Origin of the sequence: Magnetospirillum sp. LM-5 (assembly GCF_902729445.1) — a bacterium.
Taxonomy (GTDB): domain Bacteria; phylum Pseudomonadota; class Alphaproteobacteria; order Rhodospirillales; family Magnetospirillaceae; genus Magnetospirillum.
The window spans coordinates 1-23,616 of the sequence record NZ_CACVCE010000018.1; the positions used below are offsets into that span (position 1 = coordinate 1).

The 23,616-nt window shown below is 67.3% G+C and carries 25 protein-coding genes and 1 other RNA gene; 20 read left to right on the forward strand and 6 right to left on the reverse strand.

Features of this window, described 5'->3' with window-relative positions; translation table 11 throughout:
* Positions 1 to 43 precede the first annotated feature (43 nt).
* Positions 44 to 313, reverse strand: coding sequence for a BolA family transcriptional regulator (locus MTBLM5_RS08470; protein ID WP_173975586.1), 270 nt, complete (start codon positions 311 to 313; stop codon positions 44 to 46).
* 56 nt (positions 314 to 369) lie between these two features.
* Complete coding sequence (locus MTBLM5_RS08475) at positions 370 to 2,052, reverse strand: methyl-accepting chemotaxis protein (RefSeq protein ID WP_173975588.1); 1,683 nt, start codon at positions 2,050 to 2,052, stop codon at positions 370 to 372.
* A gap of 187 nt (positions 2,053 to 2,239) precedes the next feature.
* Here MTBLM5_RS08475 and MTBLM5_RS08480 point away from each other — a divergent pair, with 187 nt between their 5' ends.
* Genes MTBLM5_RS08480 through cobT form a run of 3 tightly spaced genes read left to right on the forward strand, consistent with a single transcriptional unit; the run spans position 2,240 to position 5,753 of the window.
* Entirely contained in the window at positions 2,240 to 2,812 is a 573-nt protein-coding gene (locus MTBLM5_RS08480; protein WP_173975589.1) for a J domain-containing protein, read from the forward strand.
* A gap of 28 nt (positions 2,813 to 2,840) precedes the next feature.
* Complete coding sequence (cobS, locus tag MTBLM5_RS08485) at positions 2,841 to 3,842, forward strand: cobaltochelatase subunit CobS (protein ID WP_173975592.1); 1,002 nt, start codon at positions 2,841 to 2,843, stop codon at positions 3,840 to 3,842.
* 12 nt (positions 3,843 to 3,854) lie between these two features.
* A complete protein-coding gene (gene cobT, locus MTBLM5_RS08490) occupies positions 3,855 to 5,753 on the forward strand; it encodes a cobaltochelatase subunit CobT (RefSeq protein ID WP_256367166.1) in 1,899 nt (632 codons plus the stop codon).
* Positions 5,754 to 5,773: 20 nt separating this feature from the next.
* Here cobT and MTBLM5_RS08495 read toward each other — a convergent pair whose 3' ends face one another.
* The gene (locus MTBLM5_RS08495; RefSeq protein ID WP_173975594.1) at positions 5,774 to 6,592 is read right to left on the reverse strand and encodes a hypothetical protein; all 819 of its coding nucleotides are present in this window, start codon (positions 6,590 to 6,592) and stop codon (positions 5,774 to 5,776) included.
* Positions 6,593 to 6,795: 203 nt separating this feature from the next.
* Here MTBLM5_RS08495 and MTBLM5_RS08500 point away from each other — a divergent pair, with 203 nt between their 5' ends.
* Both MTBLM5_RS08500 and MTBLM5_RS08505 read left to right on the forward strand, forming a co-directional pair.
* Positions 6,796 to 8,247 (forward strand): TrkH family potassium uptake protein, encoded by a 1,452-nt coding sequence (locus MTBLM5_RS08500; protein WP_173975596.1) that lies wholly within the window; start codon positions 6,796 to 6,798, stop codon positions 8,245 to 8,247.
* A 6-nt stretch (positions 8,248 to 8,253) separates the two neighbouring features.
* Positions 8,254 to 9,705: a TrkH family potassium uptake protein gene (locus MTBLM5_RS08505; protein ID WP_254430963.1), complete on the forward strand. Its 1,452-nt coding sequence runs from the start codon at positions 8,254 to 8,256 to the stop codon at positions 9,703 to 9,705.
* Between the two features lie 113 nt (positions 9,706 to 9,818).
* Here MTBLM5_RS08505 and ddpX read toward each other — a convergent pair whose 3' ends face one another.
* Entirely contained in the window at positions 9,819 to 10,391 is a 573-nt protein-coding gene (gene ddpX / locus MTBLM5_RS08510; protein ID WP_173975598.1) for a D-alanyl-D-alanine dipeptidase, read from the reverse strand.
* 67 nt (positions 10,392 to 10,458) lie between these two features.
* On the opposite strand from ddpX, the gene tsaB reads away from it, so the two are divergent.
* Both tsaB and MTBLM5_RS08520 read left to right on the forward strand, forming a co-directional pair.
* Positions 10,459 to 11,127: a tRNA (adenosine(37)-N6)-threonylcarbamoyltransferase complex dimerization subunit type 1 TsaB gene (gene tsaB, locus MTBLM5_RS08515; RefSeq protein ID WP_173975599.1), complete on the forward strand. Its 669-nt coding sequence runs from the start codon at positions 10,459 to 10,461 to the stop codon at positions 11,125 to 11,127.
* Complete coding sequence (locus MTBLM5_RS08520) at positions 11,124 to 11,594, forward strand: GNAT family N-acetyltransferase (RefSeq protein ID WP_173975601.1); 471 nt, start codon at positions 11,124 to 11,126, stop codon at positions 11,592 to 11,594. The genes tsaB and MTBLM5_RS08520 overlap by 4 nt, the downstream gene beginning before the upstream one ends.
* Positions 11,595 to 11,607: 13 nt before the next feature.
* On the opposite strand, the gene MTBLM5_RS08525 is transcribed toward MTBLM5_RS08520, so the two are convergent.
* Positions 11,608 to 11,856: a sulfurtransferase TusA family protein gene (locus MTBLM5_RS08525; RefSeq protein WP_173975603.1), complete on the reverse strand. Its 249-nt coding sequence runs from the start codon at positions 11,854 to 11,856 to the stop codon at positions 11,608 to 11,610.
* A 98-nt stretch (positions 11,857 to 11,954) separates the two neighbouring features.
* Between MTBLM5_RS08525 and MTBLM5_RS08530 the strand changes: the two genes are divergently transcribed.
* The 13 genes from MTBLM5_RS08530 (at position 11,955) to ffs (ending at position 22,896) form a co-directional block, all read left to right on the forward strand.
* The gene (locus MTBLM5_RS08530) at positions 11,955 to 12,377 is read left to right on the forward strand and encodes a MucR family transcriptional regulator (protein WP_173975604.1); all 423 of its coding nucleotides are present in this window, start codon (positions 11,955 to 11,957) and stop codon (positions 12,375 to 12,377) included.
* Between the two features lie 160 nt (positions 12,378 to 12,537).
* Positions 12,538 to 12,963 carry a Fur family transcriptional regulator gene (locus MTBLM5_RS08535; RefSeq protein ID WP_173975606.1) on the forward strand — a complete coding sequence of 142 codons (426 nt, stop codon included), beginning with the start codon at positions 12,538 to 12,540 and terminating at the stop codon, positions 12,961 to 12,963.
* A complete protein-coding gene (locus MTBLM5_RS08540) occupies positions 12,960 to 13,760 on the forward strand; it encodes a GNAT family N-acetyltransferase (protein ID WP_173975608.1) in 801 nt (266 codons plus the stop codon). Before MTBLM5_RS08535 ends, MTBLM5_RS08540 begins: the two co-directional genes overlap by 4 nt.
* Before the next feature lie 10 nt (positions 13,761 to 13,770).
* Complete coding sequence (locus MTBLM5_RS08545; protein WP_173975610.1) at positions 13,771 to 14,559, forward strand: 1-acyl-sn-glycerol-3-phosphate acyltransferase; 789 nt, start codon at positions 13,771 to 13,773, stop codon at positions 14,557 to 14,559.
* 87 nt (positions 14,560 to 14,646) lie between these two features.
* Positions 14,647 to 15,972 (forward strand): tRNA (N6-isopentenyl adenosine(37)-C2)-methylthiotransferase MiaB, encoded by a 1,326-nt coding sequence (gene miaB, locus MTBLM5_RS08550; protein ID WP_173975612.1) that lies wholly within the window; start codon positions 14,647 to 14,649, stop codon positions 15,970 to 15,972.
* Positions 15,969 to 16,949 carry a PhoH family protein gene (locus MTBLM5_RS08555; protein ID WP_173975614.1) on the forward strand — a complete coding sequence of 327 codons (981 nt, stop codon included), beginning with the start codon at positions 15,969 to 15,971 and terminating at the stop codon, positions 16,947 to 16,949. Before miaB ends, MTBLM5_RS08555 begins: the two co-directional genes overlap by 4 nt.
* Entirely contained in the window at positions 16,946 to 17,470 is a 525-nt protein-coding gene (gene ybeY, locus MTBLM5_RS08560) for an rRNA maturation RNase YbeY (protein WP_173975617.1), read from the forward strand. Before MTBLM5_RS08555 ends, ybeY begins: the two co-directional genes overlap by 4 nt.
* Entirely contained in the window at positions 17,467 to 18,402 is a 936-nt protein-coding gene (locus tag MTBLM5_RS08565; RefSeq protein WP_173975619.1) for a hemolysin family protein, read from the forward strand. Before ybeY ends, MTBLM5_RS08565 begins: the two co-directional genes overlap by 4 nt.
* On the forward strand, positions 18,402 to 20,006 hold the full coding sequence (gene lnt, locus MTBLM5_RS08570; RefSeq protein ID WP_173975621.1) for an apolipoprotein N-acyltransferase: 1,605 nt from the start codon (positions 18,402 to 18,404) through the stop codon (positions 20,004 to 20,006). The genes MTBLM5_RS08565 and lnt overlap by 1 nt, the downstream gene beginning before the upstream one ends.
* 121 nt (positions 20,007 to 20,127) lie before the next feature.
* A complete protein-coding gene (locus MTBLM5_RS08575; RefSeq protein WP_173975623.1) occupies positions 20,128 to 20,616 on the forward strand; it encodes a helix-turn-helix domain-containing protein in 489 nt (162 codons plus the stop codon).
* Between the two features lie 234 nt (positions 20,617 to 20,850).
* The gene (gene metK / locus MTBLM5_RS08580; RefSeq protein ID WP_173975625.1) at positions 20,851 to 22,017 is read left to right on the forward strand and encodes a methionine adenosyltransferase; all 1,167 of its coding nucleotides are present in this window, start codon (positions 20,851 to 20,853) and stop codon (positions 22,015 to 22,017) included.
* Between the two features lie 6 nt (positions 22,018 to 22,023).
* Positions 22,024 to 22,755 (forward strand): tRNA (guanosine(46)-N(7))-methyltransferase TrmB, encoded by a 732-nt coding sequence (locus MTBLM5_RS08585; RefSeq protein WP_173975627.1) that lies wholly within the window; start codon positions 22,024 to 22,026, stop codon positions 22,753 to 22,755.
* Positions 22,756 to 22,797: 42 nt separating this feature from the next.
* Positions 22,798 to 22,896, forward strand: an RNA gene (gene ffs, locus MTBLM5_RS08590) — signal recognition particle sRNA small type.
* A 137-nt stretch (positions 22,897 to 23,033) separates the two neighbouring features.
* Here ffs and MTBLM5_RS08595 read toward each other — a convergent pair.
* Complete coding sequence (locus MTBLM5_RS08595; protein ID WP_173975629.1) at positions 23,034 to 23,615, reverse strand: TlpA disulfide reductase family protein; 582 nt, start codon at positions 23,613 to 23,615, stop codon at positions 23,034 to 23,036.
* Between the last annotated feature and the right edge of the window lies 1 nt (position 23,616).

The window sequence follows — 23,616 nt, forward strand, 5'->3', positions numbered from 1 at the left end:
GGGATCGCCGAGTTTTTCCGCAGTCTGTTATATCGCTTTATCCCTAAACCTCGCCCGGGGCCTTGGTCACCAGGGCCAGGGCGTGGACCGGGCCGGCCAGTTCGTCGGCCAGCAGGGCATTGACCAGCCGATGGCGGTCGACCCGGGACTTGCCGGCGAAGGCGGCCGAAACCACCTGGACGTTGAAATGGGTTTCCCCCCCCGGCTTGTGGCCGGCATGGCCGACATGGCGGTTGGATTCATCGACCACCACCAGGATTTCCGGGGAAAGACCCTCGGTCAGCTTGCGTTCGATGCTGGCCTTAACCGTCATGATGGCTCCTTGCGCGACAGACAATTGACCCCAGGTGGGGGTGGAAACGGTCACCGTCAAGAGCGGACCGACCTCAGGAACGAATTGACCTCGGTACGCAAGAGCTCGCTTTGCTCGCCCAGGGCGTGGGCGGCGGCCAGCAACCCTTTGGCGGCGGCGGCGGTCTGGTCCGAGGCCCCGCGCACCGCGCCGACACTGTGCGAGACCTGGTCGGTCCCGCCCGAAGCCAGTTGGATATTGCGGCTGATCTCGCGCGTGGCGGCGGTCTGTTCCTCGACGGCGGCGGCGATGGCCGCCGAAATCTGGCTGATGTCGCCGATGGTGACGCCCATGGCGCGGATCGAGACGACCGTCTGCTTGGTTTCGCCCTGGATCGCCGAAACCTGCTGGCCGATCTCGTCGGTCGCCTTGGACGTCTGGTTGGCCAGGGCCTTGACCTCGTTGGCGACGACGGCGAAGCCCTTGCCGGCGTCGCCGGCCCGGGCCGCCTCGATGGTGGCGTTCAAGGCCAGAAGGTTGGTCTGCTGGGCGATGGTGTTGATCAATTGCACCACCTCGCCGATCCGCTCGGCGGCGTGGGCCAGCTTGCCGACCATGTCGTTGGTCCGCTCGGCCTGGCTCACCGCCGCCTGGCTGATATCGGCCGAGCGCGCCACCTGGGACCCGATCTCGTCGATCGAGGCGGTCAGTTCCTCGCTGGCCGAAGCCACCGTCTGGACGTTGACCGAGGCTTCCTCGGCGGCCTGGGCGACGCTGGCGGCACTGGCCGAGCCGTCGGCGGCGGCCGAGCGCATCTCCTCGGCCAGTCGGCGCAATCCCTGGGCGGCATCGACCACGCCTGCGACGATATCGCCGACCTTGGCCTCGAACCCATCGGCGATCCGGCGCAATTCCGCCTGGCGCTCGGCCTGCCCGCGGTCCTCGGCGGCTTGTCGCTCGGCCTCCATCTGCGCCTTCTGGGCGGCATTGTCACGAAACACCGCCAACGCCTTGACCATCGCCCCGATTTCGTCGCCGCGATCGCCATCGGCCACCTCGACGGCAAGGTCGCCTTTGGCCAGCCGATGCATGCGGCCGATCACCGAGGCCAGGGGCACCGTGATCTGGCGGATCACCAGGATGGCGATGACGACGGTGACGGCGATCACCAGCGCGGCGATCCCCGCCAGCCGGGTCATCAGGGCCTGAACCCGCACCTCGACGTCGTCCATGTAGATGCCGGTCCCCACCATGATTCCCCATTCGGCCGACTTGCCGGCATAGGAGAGTTTGGGCTGGGGCTGATCGGCACCGGGCCGGGGCCACAGGTAATTGACGAAGCCCCCGCCGCCATTGGCGGCATCGACCAGTTCCTTGATCGGACGCCGGCCGCTGGGGTCCTTCATCTCGAGCAGACTCTTGCCGATGATCTCGGCCTTGGGATGGACCAGGGTGGTGCCGTCGCCATCGAACACGAAGACGTATTCGGTGCCGTCATAGCGCATCGCCCCGATGGCGGCGAAGGCGCGGGAACGCGCCTCGTCGATGCTGACCCGGCCGGCCTGGGCGTCCTTGTGGAAGGCCGTCAGAATCCCCAAGGCGGTGGTGGTGATGCTTTTGACCTTCGCCTCGCGTTCCTCGATCACCGTTTGCTCGATCAGATCGTGGCTGGCCCAGCCCAACGCCAGGAAAGCGACCGTCGACACGATGATGGGAAGCCAGATCTTGATGGCGATGGGAATGTTGCGAGCTGAGAGCATGAATCCCTCCCGCTTTGCGCGGGCTTGGGGCACCCGCTTGGCATCGGTCGATTAGTCTAGCACAGCAAGACGATCAGGATAAGCGTCGGTATTACGGCGCCCAATGGTAGAATGCGCACCGAGCCGATCCCTTGTCCCCCGTTCACCCCGCCTTGAAACCATTCGCGCCAACCTTCATTATAGGCGGATGCGTTCAACCAGTACCAAACGCTCCTGGCGCCAGATACATGACCACGCCGAGGAGCGGCCCCAGACCAGGGCCTGCGACCACCCCGGATGCGTTCATGCCGGCGAATACCGGGCCCCCAAGGGTCGCGACCAGCTGGATCAGTATTACTGGTTCTGCCTGGACCATGTGCGCGCCTATAACGCGTCGTGGGATTTCTACAAGGGCATGAGCCCCGACGAGATCGAGGACGAAATCCGCCGCTCGACCACCTGGCAGCGGCCGACCTGGCCGTTGGGGGCCAAGACCGGCAACCGCCGCTTCAATTTCGGCATCCACGACCCGCTGGGCGTGTTCGACGATGTCGCCGAGGATTTGGAAAAGGCCCGCACCCGCCCGCCGACGCCGGAAGAACTGGCCCTGGCCGAGCTGGAACTGGCAGGCCCCGTCACCATCGCCGAGATCAAGGCCGCCTATAAGGTCCTGGTCAAACGCCACCATCCCGATGCCAACAATGGCGACAAGGAATCCGAAGAACGCTTCAAACGCATCAGCCAGGCCTATAAGCTGCTGATGACCGCACTTTCCGCCTGACGCCCCGACCGACAAGGGTAATCCCGACATGACCGCTTCTTCCGCCAGCCCGCTCGCCTCGGACCATCCGCTGGCCGTTCCCGACACCAAGGTCAACGTGCGCGACGCCTTCGGGCTCGACATCGACCTGGACGTGCCGGCCTTCTCGGTCGGCTCCGAGCATGTGCCCGACCCCGACCCCGCCTATCGCTTCGACCGCGACACCACGCTGGCCATCGTCGCCGGCTTCGCCTTCAACCGCCGCGTCATGGTCCAGGGCTATCACGGCACCGGCAAGTCGACCCATATCGAACAGGTCGCCTCGCGCCTCAACTGGCCGTGCATCCGCGTCAACCTGGACAGCCATGTCAGCCGCATCGACCTGATCGGCAAGGACGCCATCGTCTTGAAGGACGGCCAGCAGATCACCGAATTCCGCGAGGGCATCCTGCCGTGGGCGCTGCAGCACCCCTGCGCCCTGGTGTTCGACGAATACGACGCCGGCCGCCCCGACGTGATGTTCGTCATCCAGCGCGTCCTGGAAGTCGAGGGCAAGCTGACGCTTTTGGATCAGAACCGGGTGATCCGGCCGCATCCGGCCTTCCGGCTGTTCGCCACCACCAACACCGTCGGCCTGGGCGACACCACCGGCCTTTATCACGGCACCCAGCAGATCAACCAGGGCCAGATGGACCGCTGGAATATCGTCGCCACCTTGAACTATCTGGAACACGATGCCGAGGTGGCCATCGTCGCCGCCAAGCTGCCGGCTTACCAGACCCCCGAGGGGCTGGAGACCGTCAACCGCATGGTGTCGCTGGCCGACCTGACCCGCCAGGGCTTCATGAATGGCGACATCTCGACGGTGATGAGCCCGCGCACGGTGATCACCTGGGCCGAGAACGCCAAGATTTTCGGTGACCTCGCCTTCGCCTTCCGCCTGACCTTCCTCAACAAGTGCGACGAGGTCGAGCGGCCGGTGGTGGCCGAATATTTCCAGCGCGCCTTCAATATCGAACTGCCGCAATCGCCCGCCCGGGTGGTGATGTAAGGACCAATCCCGGTGGCGCCAGACCGCAACCATCCCAACAGCGGTCACGACCGCGAGGAAAGCCCGGTCGAGCTGATGAAGCGCTGTACCGCCGGCGTGCTGCGCGCCGTCGCCGGCCGCGCCGACCTGGAAGTGTCCTATGCCGCCGCCGGCTCGTCGGTCCGCGGCGTCGAGGTGCGGCTGCCGGCGCCGCCGCGCACCATGGCGCCGGCCGATCTGGTGCGGCTGCGCGGCACCGCCGACGCCGTGGCGTTGCGCTTTCGCTATCACGACGAGGCCCTGCACGCCGCCCGCATGCCGCCCGGGTCCGAGGCCCGCAAGGTCTATGACGCCGTCGAGCAGGCCCGTATCGAGGCGCTGGGCGCCCGGCGCATGGCCGGCGTCGCCGCCAACATCGAAGGCGTGCTGGAACAGCGCGCGCGGTCCGAGGGGCTGGACCGGGTGACCCGGCGCGAAGAGGTGCCGCTGGCCGACGCCATGCGCCTGATCGCGCGCCAGCATTTCCTGGGCGCCCCGCCGCCGCCCTCGGCGGCGAAGGCCGTCGAGCTGTGGCGGGCCTATGTCGAGGACAAGGTCGGCGCCAGCCTGGACCATTTGAAGGCGCTGATCGATTCCGAGGCCGATTTCGCCGGCGGCCTGAAAAGCCTTTTGACCCAGCTGGAATTGTTCGCCGACAACGAGCTGGAAGACGAGCGCCAGGAAAGCGAGGACGACACCCAGGAAGCCCGCGAGGGCCAGTCGGCCGGCCAGTCCGACCAGGACAAGGATTCCGAGGGTCAGGGCTCGCAAGCGGAAGGCCAGCCGCAGGCCGCCCCCGGTGCCGCCGAGGGTGACGGCCAGCAAGACGGACTGGAAAGCGGCGAAGAGCTGACCATGGCCGGCGCCGGCACCGAAGAGCCGGGCGGCCCCAGCCGGCGCAATTCGATGTTCGCCGATGGCGGCCGCGATCCGGCCAACCGGCCCTATCGCCCCTTCACCACCAAGTTCGACCAGGTGGTCGCCGCCGAGGATTTGTGCGAGCCCGAGGAGCTGACCCGCCTGCGCGCCCAGCTCGACAACCAGCTGGCCCACCTGCAGGGCGTGGTCTCGAAACTGGCCAACCGGCTGCAGCGCAAATTGATGGCCCAGCAGACCCGGTCGTGGGATTTCGACCTGGAGGAGGGCATCCTCGACACCGGCCGGCTGGCCCGCATCGTCGCCAACCCGACCCATTCTTTGTCCTTCAAGTTCGAGAAGGAAACCGAGTTCCGCGACACCGTGGTCACCTTGCTGATCGACAATTCCGGCTCGATGCGCGGCCGCCCGATCACCGTGGCGGCGATGAGCGCCGAGATCCTGGCCCGCACCCTGGAACGCTGCGGCGTCAAGGTCGAGGTGCTGGGCTTCACCACCCGGGCGTGGAAGGGCGGCCAGGCCCGCGAGATGTGGCAGACCGAGGGCAAGCCGGTCCATCCCGGCCGCCTGAACGATCTGCGCCACATCGTCTACAAGGCGGCCGACGCGCCGTGGCGGCGGGCCCGGCGCAACATGGGCCTGATGCTGCGCGAAGGCATCTTGAAGGAGAACATCGACGGAGAGGCGCTGCTGTGGGCGCACGAGCGCCTGCTGGGCCGGCCGGAGCAGCGGCGCATCCTGATGGTGATCTCGGACGGCGCCCCGGTCGATGATTCGACCCTTTCGGTCAATCCCGGCAATTTCCTGGAAAAGCACCTGCGCGAGGTGATCGAGTTCATCGAGACCCGCTCGGGCGTCGAACTGATCGCCATCGGCATCGGCCACGACGTCACCCGCTATTACCGCCGCGCCGTCACCATCATGGACGCCGAGGAACTGGGCGGCACCGTCATGCGCCAGTTGACGGCGCTGTTCGACGAGGGCGAGCAGCGCGCGGCTGGACAGGCCCGGCGCTGATCATTATAAACTTTCCTGAATTACGGTATGACCGCCTTGGGTCCGCCAGCCTTCCGGTTGGCGGGCTTTTTTTCTGGCCATTCCGTCAAACCCAAGTCCCGCACGATCGCCCGGGCCTCGGCCACCTCGTGGGCGCTGGCCGGCCGCCTGAGCCCGGCATGCTGCCCGGCCCGGTGGGCGGGTTGGTAATCATCCAGAATCTGGACAAAAACCCCGGCCGGCAACCAGCCCAGGGCGGCCCGGGTGGCGGCCAGTCCGTCGGGCAGCACCCGGTGGCGGACCAGCACACCCTGGTCGGGATCGGACGGCGCCATCGGCCCGACCTGATCCAGCATCGCCGCCACCGCCGCCCGCGAGGCCGCCACATAGCCGTTGATGCCGGCCAATTGGCGGGCGGTACGGTCGCAGCCGAACTTGATTTCCGGGCGGAAACTGGCGATGCGCCCGGCCAGCGCCGCCAAGGCTTCGGGTCCGTCGAAGGCGGTCGAGACCCAGGCCAGCCTCATGGTCAGGCCGGGCAACAGGTCCAGCGCCTCGAGCAGTTGCTCGGCGACATGGGCGGGATGGACCAGATCCAACCGCCCGATCCCCGCCGCCTGCTGATCGGCCAGGATGGCGGCCAGTTGGGCCGCATCGACCGCGCGCCCCACCCCGTCACGGTTGGCCACCGGCGTCGGGCAGAACAGGCAGGCCAGCGAGCAGCCGGCGAACACCAACCGCCCCGGCGACATATCCGCCACCCGGGCCAACCGGCCGACCCGGCAGCCGGGCTTGGCGGTTTCCCGGGTGCGATCGGCGCCGCAACGCCGGGCGCAGGTGGTGCAGCGGGTGAAGCTCATGGCGCACCATAGCACGAGACGCAACCCGAATGATGAATTCGGGTTGCGTCTCCAGCGCCCATTGAGGGCGCGGCCAAGGGGCCGGAGGCCACGCCCGGCGAGGGCGAATACAACGGCCATTCTTAATGGCCGTTGATATGAATCGCTTTACAGCATCGCCCGCCCCGGCCAATAGTCAGGGCGCGTCAGGGGGAAAAGCGCACGTGATCGACGTTCGGCCGGTCATCTATGTCAACGGCATCCTGCTGCTGGTTCTGGCCGGGGCAATGGGCCTGCCTGCCCTGGTCGATTGGGTCGGCGGCGACGATGATTGGCGGGTGTTCGCCATCTCCGCCGCCGTGACCTTGCTGGTGGGAGCGGCGATGATGCTGGCCACCTACAGCAGCGAGCGGCCCAAATTCACCACCCGCCAGGCCTTCTTGCTGACCGCCACCGCCTGGTTCGGCATGGCCCTGTTCGGCGCGCTGCCCTTCACCTTCTCCGGCCTGAAGATGAGCTATACCGACGGCTTCTTCGAGGTGGTGTCGGGCCTGACCACCACCGGGGCCACGGTGATCGTCGGGCTGGACCAGGCCCCCAAGGGCATCTTGCTGTGGCGCGCTTTGGTCAACTGGCTGGGCGGCGTCGGCATCATCGTCATGGCCGTCGCCGTGCTGCCGTTCCTGGGCATCGGCGGCATGCAGCTGTTCAAGATGGAAAGCTCGGACAAGTCCGACAAGGTCCGTGCCCGCACCTCGCAGGTGGCCGGCGGCATCGTCCAGGTCTATGCCGTGCTGACCCTGCTCTGCACGCTTCTGCTGTGGCTGGCCGGCATGAACTTCTTCGATTCGCTCTGCCACGCCATGTCGGCCCTGGCCACCGGCGGCTTTTCCACCTCGGACGCCTCGCTGGCCACCTGGGACATCCCGGCGGTCCACTGGATCCTGACCCTGTTCATGGCCCTGGGCGGCGCCACCTTGGCCCTGTTCGTGGCGCCGTGGCAGCGCCCGGGCTGGAACCCGCTGAAGGACAGCCAGACCCAGTGGTACATGACCTTCCTGGCCTTCTTCTCGGCCCTGTTGACCCTGTGGCAATGGGGGGTCAACGACATGGAGCCAGGTGACGCGCTGCGCCACGCCACCTTCAACGTGGTGTCGATCACCACCACCACCGGCTTCGTCTCGACCGATTACAGCCTGTGGGGCGGCTTTCCCCAGGTGGTGTTCTTCTTCCTGTGCTTCATCGGCGGCTGCACCGGCTCGACCTCGGGGGCGGTCAAGGTGTTCCGCTGGGAAGTGCTGTTCGGCATGGCCGGCATCCATCTGCGCCGCTTGCTGCATCCGCACGGAGTGTTCGTCATCAATTTCAACCGCCGCCTGATCTCGGAAGCGGTGGTCGATTCGGTGCTGGGTTTCGTGGTGATGTACTTCCTGACCTACGCCGTCTTCACCTTCCTGCTGGCGGTGGCCGGGCTGGATTTCGTCACCGCCCTGACCGGCTCGGCGGCGGCGCTGGGCAATATCGGCCCCGGCCTGGGCGAGGTGATCGGCCCGGCCGGCACCTACAAGCCGCTGCCCGATATCGCCAAGTGGCTGCTGTCCATCGAAATGATCATGGGCCGCCTGGAGCTGTTCACCGTCATCGCCTTGTTCTCGCGTTCGTTCTGGCGAGGCTAGCGGCCGATGATCGTCGATCCCCGCCCCGTCCTGACCCTGGTTGGCAAGATTCTGTGCGGTCTGGCCGCCACCATGCTGATCCCCGCCGCCTTCGACTGGAAGGCCGGCCATGGGGAATGGCAGGCCTTCACCACCGCCGCCTTCGTCACATCGCTGTGCGGCCTGGCCCTGGCGCTGGGCATGCGGACACCGCGCCGGACCTTGTCGATCCGCCAGGCCTATCTGACCGCGGCGGCCTGCTGGCTGGTGCCGACCTTCTTCGCCGCCCTGCCCTTCCTGTGGGGCGAGGCGCAATTGCCGCTGGTCGATGGCTGGTTCGAGGCGGTCAGCGGCATTACCGGTACCGCCTCGACGGTGCTGGTCGGTCTGGACCGCCTGCCGCCCGGCCTGCTGTTGTGGCGCGGCCTGCTGCAATGGATGGGCGGCATCGGCATGATCGTCATGGCGGTGGCGGTGCTGCCCGGCTTGAATGTCGGCGGCATGCAGATGTTCCGTATCGAGGTGCTGTCCGGCCAGGACCGCGCCACCCCGCGCGCCGCCCGGATCGGCAGCACCATCGTCGGCGTCTATGTGTTGCTGACCGTGACCTTGTACCTGGCCCTGTGGGCGGCCGGCATGGGCCGGTTCGAGGCGCTGGTCCACGCCATGACCACCCTGTCGACCGGCGGCTTTTCCACCCGCGACGCCCAATTGGCCCATTTCGACCGCGCCTCGATCGACCTGATCGTCGCCATCGGCATGGTGGTGGGCGGCCTGCCGTTCCTGATGTTCTCGACCCTGGCCCAGGGCGATTGGCGCCGGGCGATACGCAACCAGCAGGTCCACTGGTATCTGGGTCTGCTGCTGCTGGGCGCGCTGGCGGTGACCCTGTGGCTGATCAACAGCCGCGGCTATGGAATCGGCTCGGCCATACGCTACGGCTTCTTCACCGTCGCCTCGGTGATGACCGGCACCGGGCTGACCACCATCGATTTCAGCGACTGGGCCGGCATGCCGGTGGCCATCTTGTTCCTGCTGACCTTCGTCGGCGGCTGCTCGGGCTCGACGGCTGCCGGCATCAAGGTGTTCCGCTTCCAGTTCCTGTTCGCCAACGCGCTGATGCAGGTGCGCCAGCTGCTGCGGCCCCACGCCGTGCTGGTGCCCACCTTCAACAAGAAGCCCATCGCCAAGGACGTGCTGGGCTCGGTGATGGGTTTCCTGTTCGTCTATGCCCTGTCGTTCGCCGTGCTGGCCATGCTGCTGGCCCTGCTGGGGCTGGATTTCGTCACCGCGCTGTCGGCCTCGGCCTCGGCCATATCCAATCTGGGCCTGGGCCTGGGCGAGGTGATCGGCCCCGGCGGCACCTATGCGCCGCTGGACGATCTGGCCAAGTTGCTGCTGGCCGGCGGCATGCTGCTGGGCCGCCTGGAAATGTTCATCCTGCTGGTCCTGGTGGTCCCCTCCTTCTGGGAGGATTAGGTTTGCGCGAGGCGCGGCCCGTGCCGGGCCCCCTCAAACGCCGGGCGGGCTTGGCGCGAGGCGCGGCCCGTGCCGGGCCCCCTCAAACGCCGGGCGGGCTTGGCGCGAGGCGCCTAAACCCCCATCATGCGGTTCGGCCCCAGCACCGAATCCGACAGGACCGGATAGCGCCCGCGCGGGCTGAACAGCTGATAGTGCCACCATTCATTGCGATAGAAGTCCCAGCCGGCACAGGTCATGATCCCCATCAGCAGATGGCGGTTGCGCTGGGCCTGGGCCGAGATGTCCTGGTTGCCGTGGTGCGACAGGGGCGAGAATTCGTCGAAGCCGGTGCCCATGTCCAGCTCGGCGCCGCTGGCGTCGTCCACCAGGGTCAGATCGACCGCCGCCCCCATGGAATGGGGCGAGCCCCGGCGCGGATCGGCCAGGAAACCCGGCAGCGGCGTATGGTTCCACAGCACCCATTGCGCTTCCGACGGCCGGAAGGCGTCCAGCACCTTGACCCGCAGGCCCAGCGGCCGGGCCAGTTGGCAGGCGCGGGCCAACAGCGGGGCGGCGTCGGCGTGCAGGAAGCAGCCGGCATCGGCCAGATAGACCGGGCGATGGGTGAAATTGTCGGGCGTCGCATAGGCCAGGGCGATGTCCAGCCCCAGCGCTTCGGCATCGACGCGCACCAGCGGCAGCATGGGTTTTCCTTTCAACTGACGGCGCGGACGGGCAGTATAGCCGCCCCGTTCACTACCCGCGACGCCCATGCTGGTCCTTGCCTTCGATTCCGCGACGTCCGCCTGCTCCGCCGCCCTGTGGGCCGACGGCTCCGTGCTGGCCCGGCGCTTCTCCGCCATGGCCCGCGGCCAGTCGGAAGCGCTGGTGCCGATGATCGCCGAGGTGCTGGCCGAAGCCGGCAAGACCATGGCCGACATCGACCTGCTGGCGGTGACGGTGGGGCCGGGCGCCTTCACCGGCATCCGCATCGGCCTGGCCACCGCCCGTGCCCTGGCCCTGGCCGCGGCCAAGCCGGTGGCCGGCATCACCACCCCAGAGGCGGTGGCCGCCGCTGTCCCCACCCCCTTGCGTGACGGCCGCACCATCCTGGTGGTGCTGGATTCCCGGCGCGAGGAACTGTGGATCCAGCCCTTCGCCCCCGACCTGACGGCCTTGGAATCCCCCAGCGCGGCCAATCCGGCCCAGATCGCCGCTCGGTTTGCCGGCGTGCCTTTGGTGCTGGCCGGCGATGGCGCTGGCCTGGTGCGCGACCTGCTGCCCGGGGCGATCGTCGCCGAAGGCGCCGGCGCCCCCGATGCCGCCATCGTCGCTGTATTGGCCGCCGGCCATTGGGCCGCCGGCACCCATTTGGCGGCCGAGCCTTTGTATCTGCGCCCGCCCGACGTCACCATGCCCGCCGGTTGCCTGCCCGCATGAGTATCGAGCTGATCCCCGCCGCCCTGGTCCATGCCGAATTGCTGGCCGGCATGCACGCGATCTGCTTCGCCGAGCCGTGGTCGGCCGGCTCGATGGCCGAGATCTTGTCGATGCCCGGCGCGGCCGGCGTGATCGCCGTCGAGGGCGGATCGCTGCTGCCGTCCACCGAGCCCCCCGGACCGGCCGGCTATGTCTTGTGGCGGGTGACGGCGGGCGAGGCCGAGATATTGTCGATCGCCGTGCTGCCGCCGTGGCGCCAGGCCGGCCTGGGCTCGCGCCTGGTGCGGACGGCCATCGACGATTCCCGCGCCCGCCAGGCCGACAAGATGTTCCTGGAAGTGGCCGCCAACAACCCATCGGGCCTGGCCCTTTACGACCGCATGGGATTTCGCCGGGTCGGCCTGCGCAAGAAATATTACGGCGACCTGGACGCGGTGGTGATGCGCCGTGATCTGGATGCGCCCTAGGTATTAATACACATCATTTCTTGCGAATGATCAATTGATGGATCCCTTCCGGGCCTTCGCCGTCTTCGGCGACCATCGAGACGATTTCGTGCCCCAGTTCCGCGACCGATCGCGGAACATTGCCCAAAGGCTCTTTTCCCTTCAGCCTGATTTCGACCAATTCGCCCGACACCATCCGTTCGACCAGCAACTTGGTCCGGACGAAGGTCATGGGGCAGACCTCGCCAGTGATGTCAAGATAGTAGTTGATATTCTCAGTCATGCGAGAACCGCCATTTATATTTCAGCAATGGTTATTGCGCCAACATGGCAAAACAACTATATACCTCGACGATCTTGTTCCAGGAGGCGTCTTCTCTCATGTCAGAACGTTCCCCCTCCAGCGATTTGCTGGGTCTGACCACCGAAATCGTTGCCGCTCACGTCGCCAACAACACCGTGGCGGTGTCCGATTTGCCGCAGTTGATTCACGAAGTTTACCGCACGCTGGCCTCGGTGGGTAGCGCGCCGTCGGTGCCCGAACGCCCGCAGCCGGCGGTGGCGGTGAAGAAGTCGGTGCACCCCGACTACATCATCTGCCTGGAAGACGGCAAGAAGCTGAAGATGCTGAAGCGTCACCTGAAGACCGCCTACAACATGACGCCCGAGGATTACCGCGAGCGCTGGGGCCTGCCGGCCGACTATCCGATGGTGGCGCCGAACTATGCCGCGCACCGCTCGACCCTGGCCAAGAAGATCGGCCTGGGCACCAAGCCGCGCAAGCGCCCGGCTCGTCGCGCCTAGTGTCCTGCCCGCGAAGTATTCGCGGACAAGCAGGCCACCCTGTGGCGGCCTGAGGTGACAAAACGATGTCGGCGCCGCGGGCGGTTTCGCTCGCGGCGCCTTTCGTCTATCATGCGCCCCGGAACCGTCTTACGCCCGGAACCGCCCATGAAGGACCGCCATGATTTCGCGAATTGAACAGCGCTGCATCGACAAGGGCATGAAGATGACCGACCAGCGTCGGGTCATCGCCCGTGTACTGTCGGAATCGGCCGATCATCCCGACGTCGAGGAGGTTTATCGCCGCTCGACCGAGATCGACCCGCGCATCTCGATTGCCACCGTTTACCGCACCGTCCGCCTGTTCGAAGAGGCCGCGATCCTGGAGCGCCACGATTTCGGCGACGGCCGCGCCCGTTACGAGGAAGCGGCCAGCGAGCATCATGACCACCTGATCGATATGCAATCGGGCAAGGTGATCGAGTTCACCAGCCCCGAGATCGAGGCCCTGCAGCGCGAGATCGCGCGGCGCTACGGCTACAAGCTGGTCGGCCACCGTCTCGAGCTGTATGGCGTGGCCGCCCCGGCCGACAAAGAGCCGTCATGAGCGAGACCGACACCGAATCCTCGCGCCTGGAAGTCCGCCTGGCCGCCAACGCGGAAGAGATCGCCGCCGCCCAGGCGCTGCGCTACCGCATCTTCTATGACGAGATGGGGGCCAAGCCGACCGCCGAGATGGCGGCCAGGGGCTCGGATTTCGACGATTTCGACGATATCTGCGACCATCTGCTGGTGCTGGACCCGGCGCGCGGGTCGGGCGGGCGCGCGGTGGTCGGCACCTACCGGCTGATCCGCCGCGAGGTGGGCGAGGCCAATGGCCGCTTCTATACCGCCGGCGAGTACGACATTTCCAAGATCCTGGCCAAGGGCGGCAAGTTCATGGAACTGGGCCGCTCGTGCGTCGATATCGATTACCGCACCGGCACCACCATGCAGGTCATGTGGGCCGGCATCGCCAATTATGTCTGGGACCATGGGATCGAGCTGATGTTCGGCTGCGCCTCGCTGCCCGGCACCGACCCCAGCCAACTGGCCACCCAGCTGTCCTATCTGCACCATTTCCACCTGGCCCCCGACGACATCCGCCCGCGCGCCCTGCCCGAGCTTTATGTCGACATGAACCTGGCCGCCAAGGACAGTCTGAACCCGCGCCGGGCGCTGGCCTCGCTGCCGCCGCTGGTCAAGGGCTATCTGCGCCTGGGCGGCTTCGTCGGCGACGGCGCGGTGATCGACCACCAATTCAACACCACCGACGTCTGCGTCATGGTCAAGACCGAACTGGTCACCGCCAAATACGCCAAGCATTACGATCGTACCGCCCGCGACGTCATGGCGCCTTCGTGATCGGACAACGATGACCAGTACCTTCCTGTCGGTTTGTCGCCTGCTGGCCTTCGTGGTCTGGACGCTGCTGCTGCTGCCGCCCTATCTGGTGCTGCTGGCGGTGGGCTGGCGCGGCTATATCCGCTATGTCCGCGCCTATTTCCGCATGGTCAACCGCCTGGTCGGCTTCGACATCGTGGTGCGCGGCCGCATCGAGACGACCCGGCCGGCGCTGTTCATCGCCAACCATGCCAGCTATCTCGACATCATCGTGCTGGGCTCGCTGATCGACGCCAATTTCGTCGCCAAAAGCGAAGTGGCCAGTTGGCCGGGCTTCGGCTTCCTGTCGCGCATCGCCCAGACGGTGTTCGTCGATCGCAAGCGCGGCGGCACCGCGCGCGAGCGCGACCTGTTGCAATCCTGCCTGAATGCCGGCCGCTCGCTGATCTTGTTCCCCGAGGGCACCTCGAACGACGGCAACCGGGTGCTTCCGTTCAAAAGCTCGCTGTTCGCGGTCGCCGAGGACGCGGCGCGCACCGGCCAGATCCTGCCGGTGCAGCCGGTGTCGGTGGCCTATACCCGCCTGGACGGGCTGCCGCTGACCCGGGCGATGCGGCAATTCTATGCCTGGTACGGCGACATGACCCTGGCCGGCCACCTGCCGGCCGCCCTGGGCCTGGGCCGGGTGACCATCGAGGTGACCTTCCACCCGGTGGTGACCATCGCCGATTTCCCCGACCGCAAGGCCCTGGCCAACCATTGCCACGATGTCATCTCGCACGGGCTGGTCACCGCACTGGCCGGACGCGTGGATGGGTAATGGACAACCATGTGGATTCTTGACTCGATGGCCGGCGATGCTGTTTCCTAACCTGCAGATGGGGCCGCATTCCGCGGCCGAACGGCTGTGACCAAGAAGCTTTTCGTCAAGACCTACGGCTGCCAGATGAACGTCTACGATTCCGCGCGCATGGCGGACGTGTTGGCGCCGCTGGGTTATGCCCCGACCGACGGCCCGGAACAGGCCGACATGGTCATCCTCAATACCTGCCACATCCGCGAGAAGGCGTCCGAGAAGGTGTTCTCGGAGCTGGGCCGTTTACGCCTGCTCAGGGCCGAGCGCGGCCAGCCGATGATCATCGCCGTCGCCGGCTGCGTCGCCCAGGCCGAGGGCGAGGAGATCCTGCGCCGCGCCCCCTTCGTCGACATCGTGCTGGGGCCGCAGACCTATCACCGCCTGCCCGAGATGGTGGCCAAGGCCGCCCGTGCCGGCGGCGCGGTGCTGGACACCGAATTCCCGCCCGAGCCGAAATTCGACTTCCTGCCGCCGCCCCAATCCGACGGCGCCGCCGCCTTCTTGTCGGTGCAGGAAGGCTGCGACAAGTTCTGCACCTTCTGCGTGGTGCCCTATACACGGGGCGGCGAATATTCCAGGCCGGCCGCCGCCATCCTGGACGAGGCCCGCGAACTGGCCCGGCAAGGGGTGGTCGAGCTGACCCTGTTGGGCCAGAACGTCAATGCCTGGACCTCGGACGGCTGGGGCCTGGGACGGCTGATCCGCGAGGTCGCCGCCATCGACGGCATCAGCCGGCTGCGCTACACCACCTCGCATCCGCGCGACATGGATGACGACCTGATCGCCGCCCACGCCGAGGTCGAGGCGCTGATGCCGTTCCTGCACCTGCCGCTGCAATCGGGCTCGAACCGCATCCTGGAAGCGATGAACCGCCGCCACGACCGCGACACCTATCTGCGCCTGGCCGAGCGGCTGAAGATCGCCCGGCCCGACCTGGCGCTGGCCTCCGACTTCATCGTCGGCTTCCCCGGCGAGACCGATGCCGATTTCGCCGATACCCTGGACATCGTCGCCCAAGTCGGTTTCGTGCAGACCTATTCCTTCAAATATTCGGCCCGCCCCGGCACCCCGGCCGCCAACCTGCCGAACCAGGTCCCCGAGCCGGTCAAGGAAGAGCGGTTGGCCGAACTGCAGACCCTGCTGCTCGAACAGACCAAGATCTTCAACCAGGCCTGCGTCGGCAAGCGGATGAGCGTGCTGCTGGACCGCCCGGGCCGCCGCCCCGGCCAGTTGGTCGGCCGCAGCCCCTATATGCAGCCGGTCCATGTCGATGATGTCGGCGAGTATCGCGGCCAGGTGGTCGAGGTCGAGATCGCCGAGGTCCACCCCAACTCGCTGAAGGCGGTCGCCGTCGCCGCGGAAAGGAAACGGGCGTGACCAAGCCAGCCATCGCCCCGCCCGCTTTGGTGCTGCGCGAATTCGCCGACAACGCCCTGCTGCAGATTCTGTTCGGCCCCCACAATGCCAATCTCGACCGCATCGAGCAGGTGCTGGGCGTGGCCGTCAACACGCGGGGCAACGCCGTCGAACTGTCCGGCCCGTCCGAGGTCACCGCCGAGGCCGCCCGCGCGCTGGACGATCTGTACGCCCTGGCCGGGCGCCAGGGCCACCTGGAAACCGCCGACGTCGATGCCGCCCTCAGGATGACCCGGCGCGCCACCGCCTCGTCGGCCCCCGATCTGGTCCTGCGCACCAGGAAGCGCCACATCGCGCCGCGCACCCCGGTCCAGGCCGATTATCTGGAAGCGCTGGGCCGCGATTCGCTGGTGTTCGGCCTGGGCCCGGCCGGCACCGGCAAGACCTATCTGGCGGTGGCCAAGGCGGTGTCGATGATGCTGGAAGGCCAGGTCGATCGCATCGTGCTGTCGCGCCCGGCGGTCGAGGCCGGCGAGCGGCTCGGCTTCCTGCCCGGCGACCTGAAGGACAAGGTCGACCCCTATCTGCGTCCCCTTTACGACGCCCTGCACGACATGCTGCCGGGCGACCAGGTGATGAAGAAGCTGGCCACCGGCGACATCGAGGTGGCGCCGCTCGCCTTCATGCGCGGGCGCACCCTGGCCAATTCCTTCGTCATCCTGGACGAGGCGCAAAACACCACCACCATGCAGATGAAGATGTTCCTGACCCGCATGGGCGAGCATTCGCGCATGGTGGTCACCGGCGACCTGTCGCAGACCGACCTGCCGCCCGGCACCAAGTCGGGCCTGAAGGACGCCCTGGAGATCCTGGACGGCGTGCCCGGCGTGTCGTTCGTCACCTTCACCGACCGTGACGTGGTGCGCCACGACCTGGTCACCCGCATCGTGCGCGCCTATGACCGCGCCGAGCGCAAGCGCAAGGACCCCAAGGCATGAGCGAAACCGCCATCGACGTCGCGGTGAGCATCGAGGACGACGGCTGGACCGAGGCCCTGCCCGGCGCGGTGGAACTGTGCCGCACCATGGCCGCCGCCGCCCTGCAGGAAGGGGCCGGCGAGCTGGACGGCCCGGCGGTCGAGATCAGCATCGTGCTGACCGACGACGCCCAGGTGCAGGACCTGAACCGCGACTGGCGCGGCCAGGACAAGCCGACCAATGTGCTGAGCTTCGCGGCGCTGGACGACCTTGACGCCCCGCCCGCCCCGATCGGCGCGCCGATCCTGTTGGGCGACGTGGTGCTGGCGCTCGAGACCTGCCGGCGCGAGGCGGACGAACAGGGCAAAAGCCTGGCCCATCACACCGCCCATCTGGTGGTGCATGGCGTGCTGCACCTGTTGGGCTGGGACCACGAGGAGGACGAGGTGGAGGCCACCGAGATGGAGCGCCTGGAAACCAAGGTCCTGGCCGCGTTCGGCATCAACGACCCTTATGCTCAGGCCGAGGGCGACCGGCGATGAACGACCCGCACCCTCCGCAGCCCCGGAATGGCGGGGCGCCCGAGACCAATCCGGCCGCCGCCCAAGCGGTCGAAGACAGCCTGTTCCAGACCTTCCGCGCCTGGGTGCGCCAGTTGCGCCGCTCGAAGGGCGCCGAGACGGTGCGCGAGGCGCTCGAGGAACTGATCGAGGACCGCGACGATTCCGGCGTTCCCATCGACGACCACGAACGCGTTCTGTTGGGCAACATCCTGCATCTCAGGGACGTCACCGCCTATGACGTCATGGTGCCGCGCGCCGACATCGTCGCCGTCGAGGCCGAAAGCGGGCTGGCCGAACTGACCGAATTGTTCACCCGCTGCGGCCATTCGCGCCTGCCGGTCTATCGCGGCACCCTGGACGACGTCATCGGCATGGTCCACCTGAAGGATCTGATGGCGGTGATGCGGGTCGACAAGCCGTTCGAACTGCACCGCATCGTCCGGCGCGTGCTGTTCGTGTCGCCGGCCATGCGCGCCACCGACCTGTTGCTGGACATGCGCCTGAAGCGCACCCACATGGCGCTGGTGGTCGATGAATATGGCGGCATCGACGGCCTGGCCACCATCGAGGACGTGGTCGAACAGATCGTCGGCGAAATCGAGGACGAACATGACCGCGCCACCGACCCCGACATGGTGGTCCGCCCCGACGGGGTGATCGAGGCCGACGCCCGCACGCCGCTGGCCGAGTTCGAGGACGTGGTCGGCCAGGTGCTGACCGACGAGGAACGCGACGACGTCGATACCTTGGGCGGCCTGGTCTTCTTCATCGCCGGCCGGGTGCCGGCGCGCGGCGAGTTGATCAATCATCCGTCGGGGCTGGAATTCGAGGTCACCGACGCCGACCCCCGCCGGGTCAAGTGGCTGAGGGTGCGCCGCATCGTCGACGCCGCCGCCGCCGAGGAAGCCTGATGGATACCGCCGCCTGCGCCCTGGCTCGCGCCACCCCTGGCGGGTTCGGCTGGGCCGGGGCGGGGGCGGCCTGGCTGTCGGCCCTGACCGGCTGGCGCCGGCGCGGCCTGACCCTGGCCTTGGGTCTGCTCGCCACCTTGTCGCTGCCGCCCCTGGGATTGTGGCCGGTCTTGCTGCCGTCCCTGTGCGGCCTGGTCTGGCTGCTGGCCGGCGCCCGCTCGCGCTTCGCCGCCTTCGGTACCGGGTGGTGGTGGGCCTGGGGCTTCTATTCGGTCGGCTTCTATTGGATCGGCAACGCCATGCTGATCGAGGCCGACCGCTTCGCCTGGATGATCCCGTTCGCCACCATCGGGCTGGCCGGGGTGCAGGCGCTGGCCATCGGATCAGCCACCTGGGCGGTGCATCTGCTGAAGCTGGCCGGCCTGGCCCGCATCCTGGCCCTGGCCGGCACCTGGACCTTCGCCGAATGGCTGCGCACCTGGGTCGGCACCGGATTTCCGTGGAATCCCATCGGCTCGATCTGGGACGCGGTGCCGGCGGTGGCGCAGGCCGCCTCGGTGCTGGGCGTGCTGGGGCTGGGAACGCTTTCGCTGCTGATCTTCACCCTGCCGGCCCTGGCCGCCGATTTCCGCCCGACCCGCCACAAGCTGGCGGCGCTGATCGCGGCCGGCCTGCTGCTGGCCGGCCTGTGGGCGGCCGGCGGGGCGCGCCTGGCCGCCCATCCCACCGAAGCGGTCGATGGCATCCGCTTGCGCCTGGTCCAGGCGGCCATCGCCCAAAGCCACAAATGGAAGGACGAGCTGCGCGAGGCGCATCTGCTCGACCATCTGAACCTGTCGCGCGGGCCGGGCTTCGATCAGGTCACCCATGTCGTGTGGCCGGAAACGGCCGCGCCTTACTTCCTGGATTTCGACGACCGTCACCGTGCGCTGGTGGCCAGCGCGGCGCCGCTGGGCGGCATGGTCCTGACCGGGGCGCCGCGTGTCACCCCCCGGGGCGTCGAGCCGGTGACCCTGTGGAACAGTCTGATGGCCATCGACGCCGCCGGCCAGGTCCTGGGGATCTACGACAAGGCCCATCTGGTGCCGTTCGGCGAATACGTGCCGCTGCGCGCCGTGCTGCCCATCGCCAAGATCACCCATGGCGGCATCGACTTCTCGCCCGGGACGGGGCCGGTGACCTTGTCGCTGCCCGGTCTTCCGCCGTTCGCGCCGTTCATCTGCTACGAATCGGTGTTTCCCGGCGCCATCGCCGACCATGGCGGCACGCGGCCGCTCTGGCTGTTGACCGTCACCAACGACGCCTGGTTCGGCCGCTCGGCCGGGCCGCACCAGCATCTGGCCGCCGGCCGCATGCGGGCCATCGAGGAAGGCGCCCCGCTGGTACGCGCCGCCAATACCGGCATCTCGGCGGTGATCGACCCGATGGGGCGCACCGTCGCCCGTCTCGACCTTGGTCAACGCGGAATCGTCGATTCCATCCTGCCCCAGGCCACCGCCCCTACTTTGTTCTCACGGTGGGGAAATGCCATCGCACTGGTTTTGGCCCTAACTTTGGTCGTAACTGGACTTTTTCTGCGCCGTGTGGAATTTATAGAGCGCTAACAATCGGCTGACGGGTCTGTTCCCGCCGTCCCCTCCCGGTTGACTTGCATACAAATTGGTCCGTATTGTATGGTCCTTGCCTCGTCGGCAGGAATGTCATCACGTCAGGGATTGGGAATCGATGGTCAAAGCTCCGCGCAATGCAAAGACAGGCCCGCGTAAGGGCGGCAATCGCGGCCGCACGCCGTCGGGCAAGCCGAACCCCATCGACGTCCATGTCGGCGCCCGTGTCCGGCTGCGCCGCACCCTTCTGGGCATGAGCCAGGAGAAGCTGGGCGAAGCCCTGGGCCTGACCTTCCAGCAGGTCCAGAAGTACGAGCGCGGCGCCAACCGCGTCGGCGCCAGCCGACTGTTCGACCTGTCTCGCGTCCTCGACGTGCCGGTCAGCTTCTTCTTCGACGACATGGACGACCAGTTGAAGGAACAAAGCCCGGCCCTGATCGCCGGCATCGGCGAACTGGCCGAACTGCCGGCCCATTTCGAGCACGATCCCATGGCCAAGCGCGAAACGCTTGAGCTGGTCCGGGCCTATTACCGCATCACCGACCCGCAGGTCAGGAAGCGGGTTTACGAGCTGGCCAAGGCGCTGGCCGAGGTCGCCGGCGCCTGAACCGGGCATCGAGGGCGGGGCCGACACCCCGCCTTTTTCGATAAGGCTTGACGAAGCCTCTCCCAGCCTGCCACAAGAGCGACCCTGGGGTACGTGCCGCGTGCCCCACGTGGAGATTTGTGACCGCTTGCCGCCACGAAAAACACCGGCTAAGTGGGTGCATCGCTGATGTCGGTCAAGGCGGCCGGTCCGGTGCCCCTGGTCCAATACACTGGAACTAGGAGGGCTTGCCCCGTGTCGAAAAAGAATTTCCTGTTCACGTCCGAATCCGTCTCCGAAGGCCATCCCGACAAGGTGTCCGACCGCATCTCCGACGCCGTCGTCGATGCCTTCCTGGCCGCCGACCCCTATTCGCGCGTCGCCGTCGAGACCTTGACCACCACCAACCTGATCGTGCTGGCCGGCGAAGTGCGCGGCCCGGCATCGGTCAATGCCGCCCTGATGGAAGACATCGCCCGTCACGCGGTCAAGGATATCGGCTACGAGCAGGACGGCTTCCACTGGAAGAACGCCCAGGTCCAGGTGCATGTCCACCAGCAATCCGCCGACATCGCCGTCGGCGTCGATTCGGCCGGCGACAAGGATGAAGGCGCCGGCGACCAGGGCATCATGTTCGGCTATGCCTGCAACGAGACCCCGGTCTTGATGCCGGCCCCGATCTATTACGCCCACGAAATCCTCAAGAGCCTGGCCGAGGCCCGTCACTCGGGCGCGCAGCCGCTGCTGGGGCCGGACTCGAAGTCGCAGGTCACCTTGGAATATCGCGACGGCAAGCCGGTGCGCGCGACCTCGGTGGTGGTGTCGACCCAGCACGATGCCAGCCTGTCCCAGGCCGACGTCCGCGAGATCGTCCGCCCGCACGTCCTGGACGTGTTGCCGGAAGGCTGGATGTGCCCGGAAGAGACCTTCTACGTCAACCCGACCGGCCGTTTCGTCATCGGCGGCCCGGACGGCGATTGCGGCCTGACCGGCCGTAAGATCATCGTCGACACCTACGGCGGCGCGGCTCCCCATGGCGGCGGCGCCTTCTCGGGCAAGGATCCGACCAAGGTCGACCGTTCGGCCGCCTATGCGTCGCGCTATCTGGCCAAGAACGTCGTCGGCGCCGGCCTGGCCGACAAGTGCGTCATCCAGCTCAGCTACGCCATCGGCGTGTCCAAGCCGCTGTCGGTCTATGTCGATACCTACGGCACCGGCCGCGTCGATGAGGACAAGCTGTCGAAGGTGCTGCAGGATCTGATGGACCTGTCCCCGCGCGGCATCCGCACCCACCTGGCCCTCAACAAGCCGATCTACGCCCGCACCGCCGCTTACGGCCATTTCGGCCGCAATCCGGACGCCGACGGCGGCTTCTCGTGGGAGAAGCTGGATCTGGTCGATCAGCTGAAGCGCGCCTTCTGAGGCCGGATGAGCGATCATCCTGAAAATGCGCGGGTCCCCACCAAGGACCCGCGTTTTTTTGGCCGGCGCAGCGGCAAACGCCTGCGTCCGGCGGCGCTTGACCTGTTGGCCAACCTGCTGCCCCGTCTGGCCGTCGCCGTTCCGGCCGAGGGCGAGACCATCGACCCCAAGGCCCTGTTCAACCCGGCCCCGGCCCAGCTGTGGCTGGAAGTCGGCTTCGGCGGCGGCGAGCATGTCGCCGCCCAGGCCGAGACCTATCCAGGAATCGGCATCATCGGCTGCGAGCCGTTCAGAAACGGCATCGCCAGCCTGCTGACCCATCTCAAGACCCGCGACATCACCAATGTCCGCATCTTCGCCGACGATGCGCGCCGCCTGTTGCCGTCCTTCCCGGATGCCTGCCTGAACCGGGTGTTCGTGCTGTTCCCCGACCCCTGGCCCAAGGCCCGCCATGCCGGGCGGCGCTTCATCGGCCCGGATAATCTGGATTTGTTGGCCCGCCTGATGGAAGACGAGGCCGAGCTGCGCGTCGCCTCGGACGACCCGGTCTACCAGGATTGGGCCACCCACCAATTGCGAGCCCATCCGGCCTTCACCGAACTGCAGGTGACCACCGACCGTTCGCTGCTGCCGCCCGATTGGCCAGCGACCCGTTACGAGCAGAAATGCCTGGCCGGCCGGCCGCCGGTCTTCTTCCGCTTCGCCAGGAAGGCGCGGGCCCAAGACAGCGCCGCGTAGAGAATCCTTGCAATCGGACCCGACTCCCCCGATATTCCCGGCCGGGAGATCGGCGCGGACGGACCCGTCGCCAACCCGGTCAGGTCCGGAAGGAAGCAGCCGTAACGATTTCCGGTCCGGGTCGTGTCCGGTCTCCCACCTGAAAAGCCGCCTCCCTCGGGGCGGCTTTTCAGGTTTATGCGCGAAGCGCTGCCCGTGCCGGGCCGTCTCAGACGTAATTATGCGCGAAGCGCGCCCGTGCCGGGCCGGCTCAGACGCCGCCGGGCTTGAAATTGCGGCTATCGTTCGGCCAGCAGGGCCTTGACCGTCGCCACCGCTTCCTCGCCCACCCAATCATAGGCTCCCTCGCCGCGCCACACCTCGCGGCCCTCGGCATCGATCAGGATCGAGGTCGGCAGCAGCGCGCCGGCGAAGTCGCCGGGCGGAGCATTATAGATCGCCAGCGCACTCAGCCCGGCATGGTCGAACCACCGCTTGACGATCGCCGCGCCCCCCTTGTCCAGCGAGATCGCCACCACCTGGAACCCGTCGCCGCCCAACCTGGCCTGCAGCCGATCCAGCGACGGCATCTCGGCCACGCAGGGCGGGCACCAGGTGGCCCACAGATTGACCAGCACCACCCGGCCCTTGAAGCGGGCGAGGTCAAGCCGCGCGCCGGTCTGGTCGGTGAAGGCGAACCGGGGCGCCGCCTTGCGCTTGCCCGGCGGTGCCGCCGCGATCAAAGCTTCCGAGACGCTTGGGTTGCTTGGCCGTTCGGTGTAGCTTGTGCCCAGCACGGCCACCGCCACGCCCGCAGCCACCGCCAGCAACAGCGCCAGGGCGGCCCAGGGGAGGCCAATGCCCGAATTGCCCGACTTCATC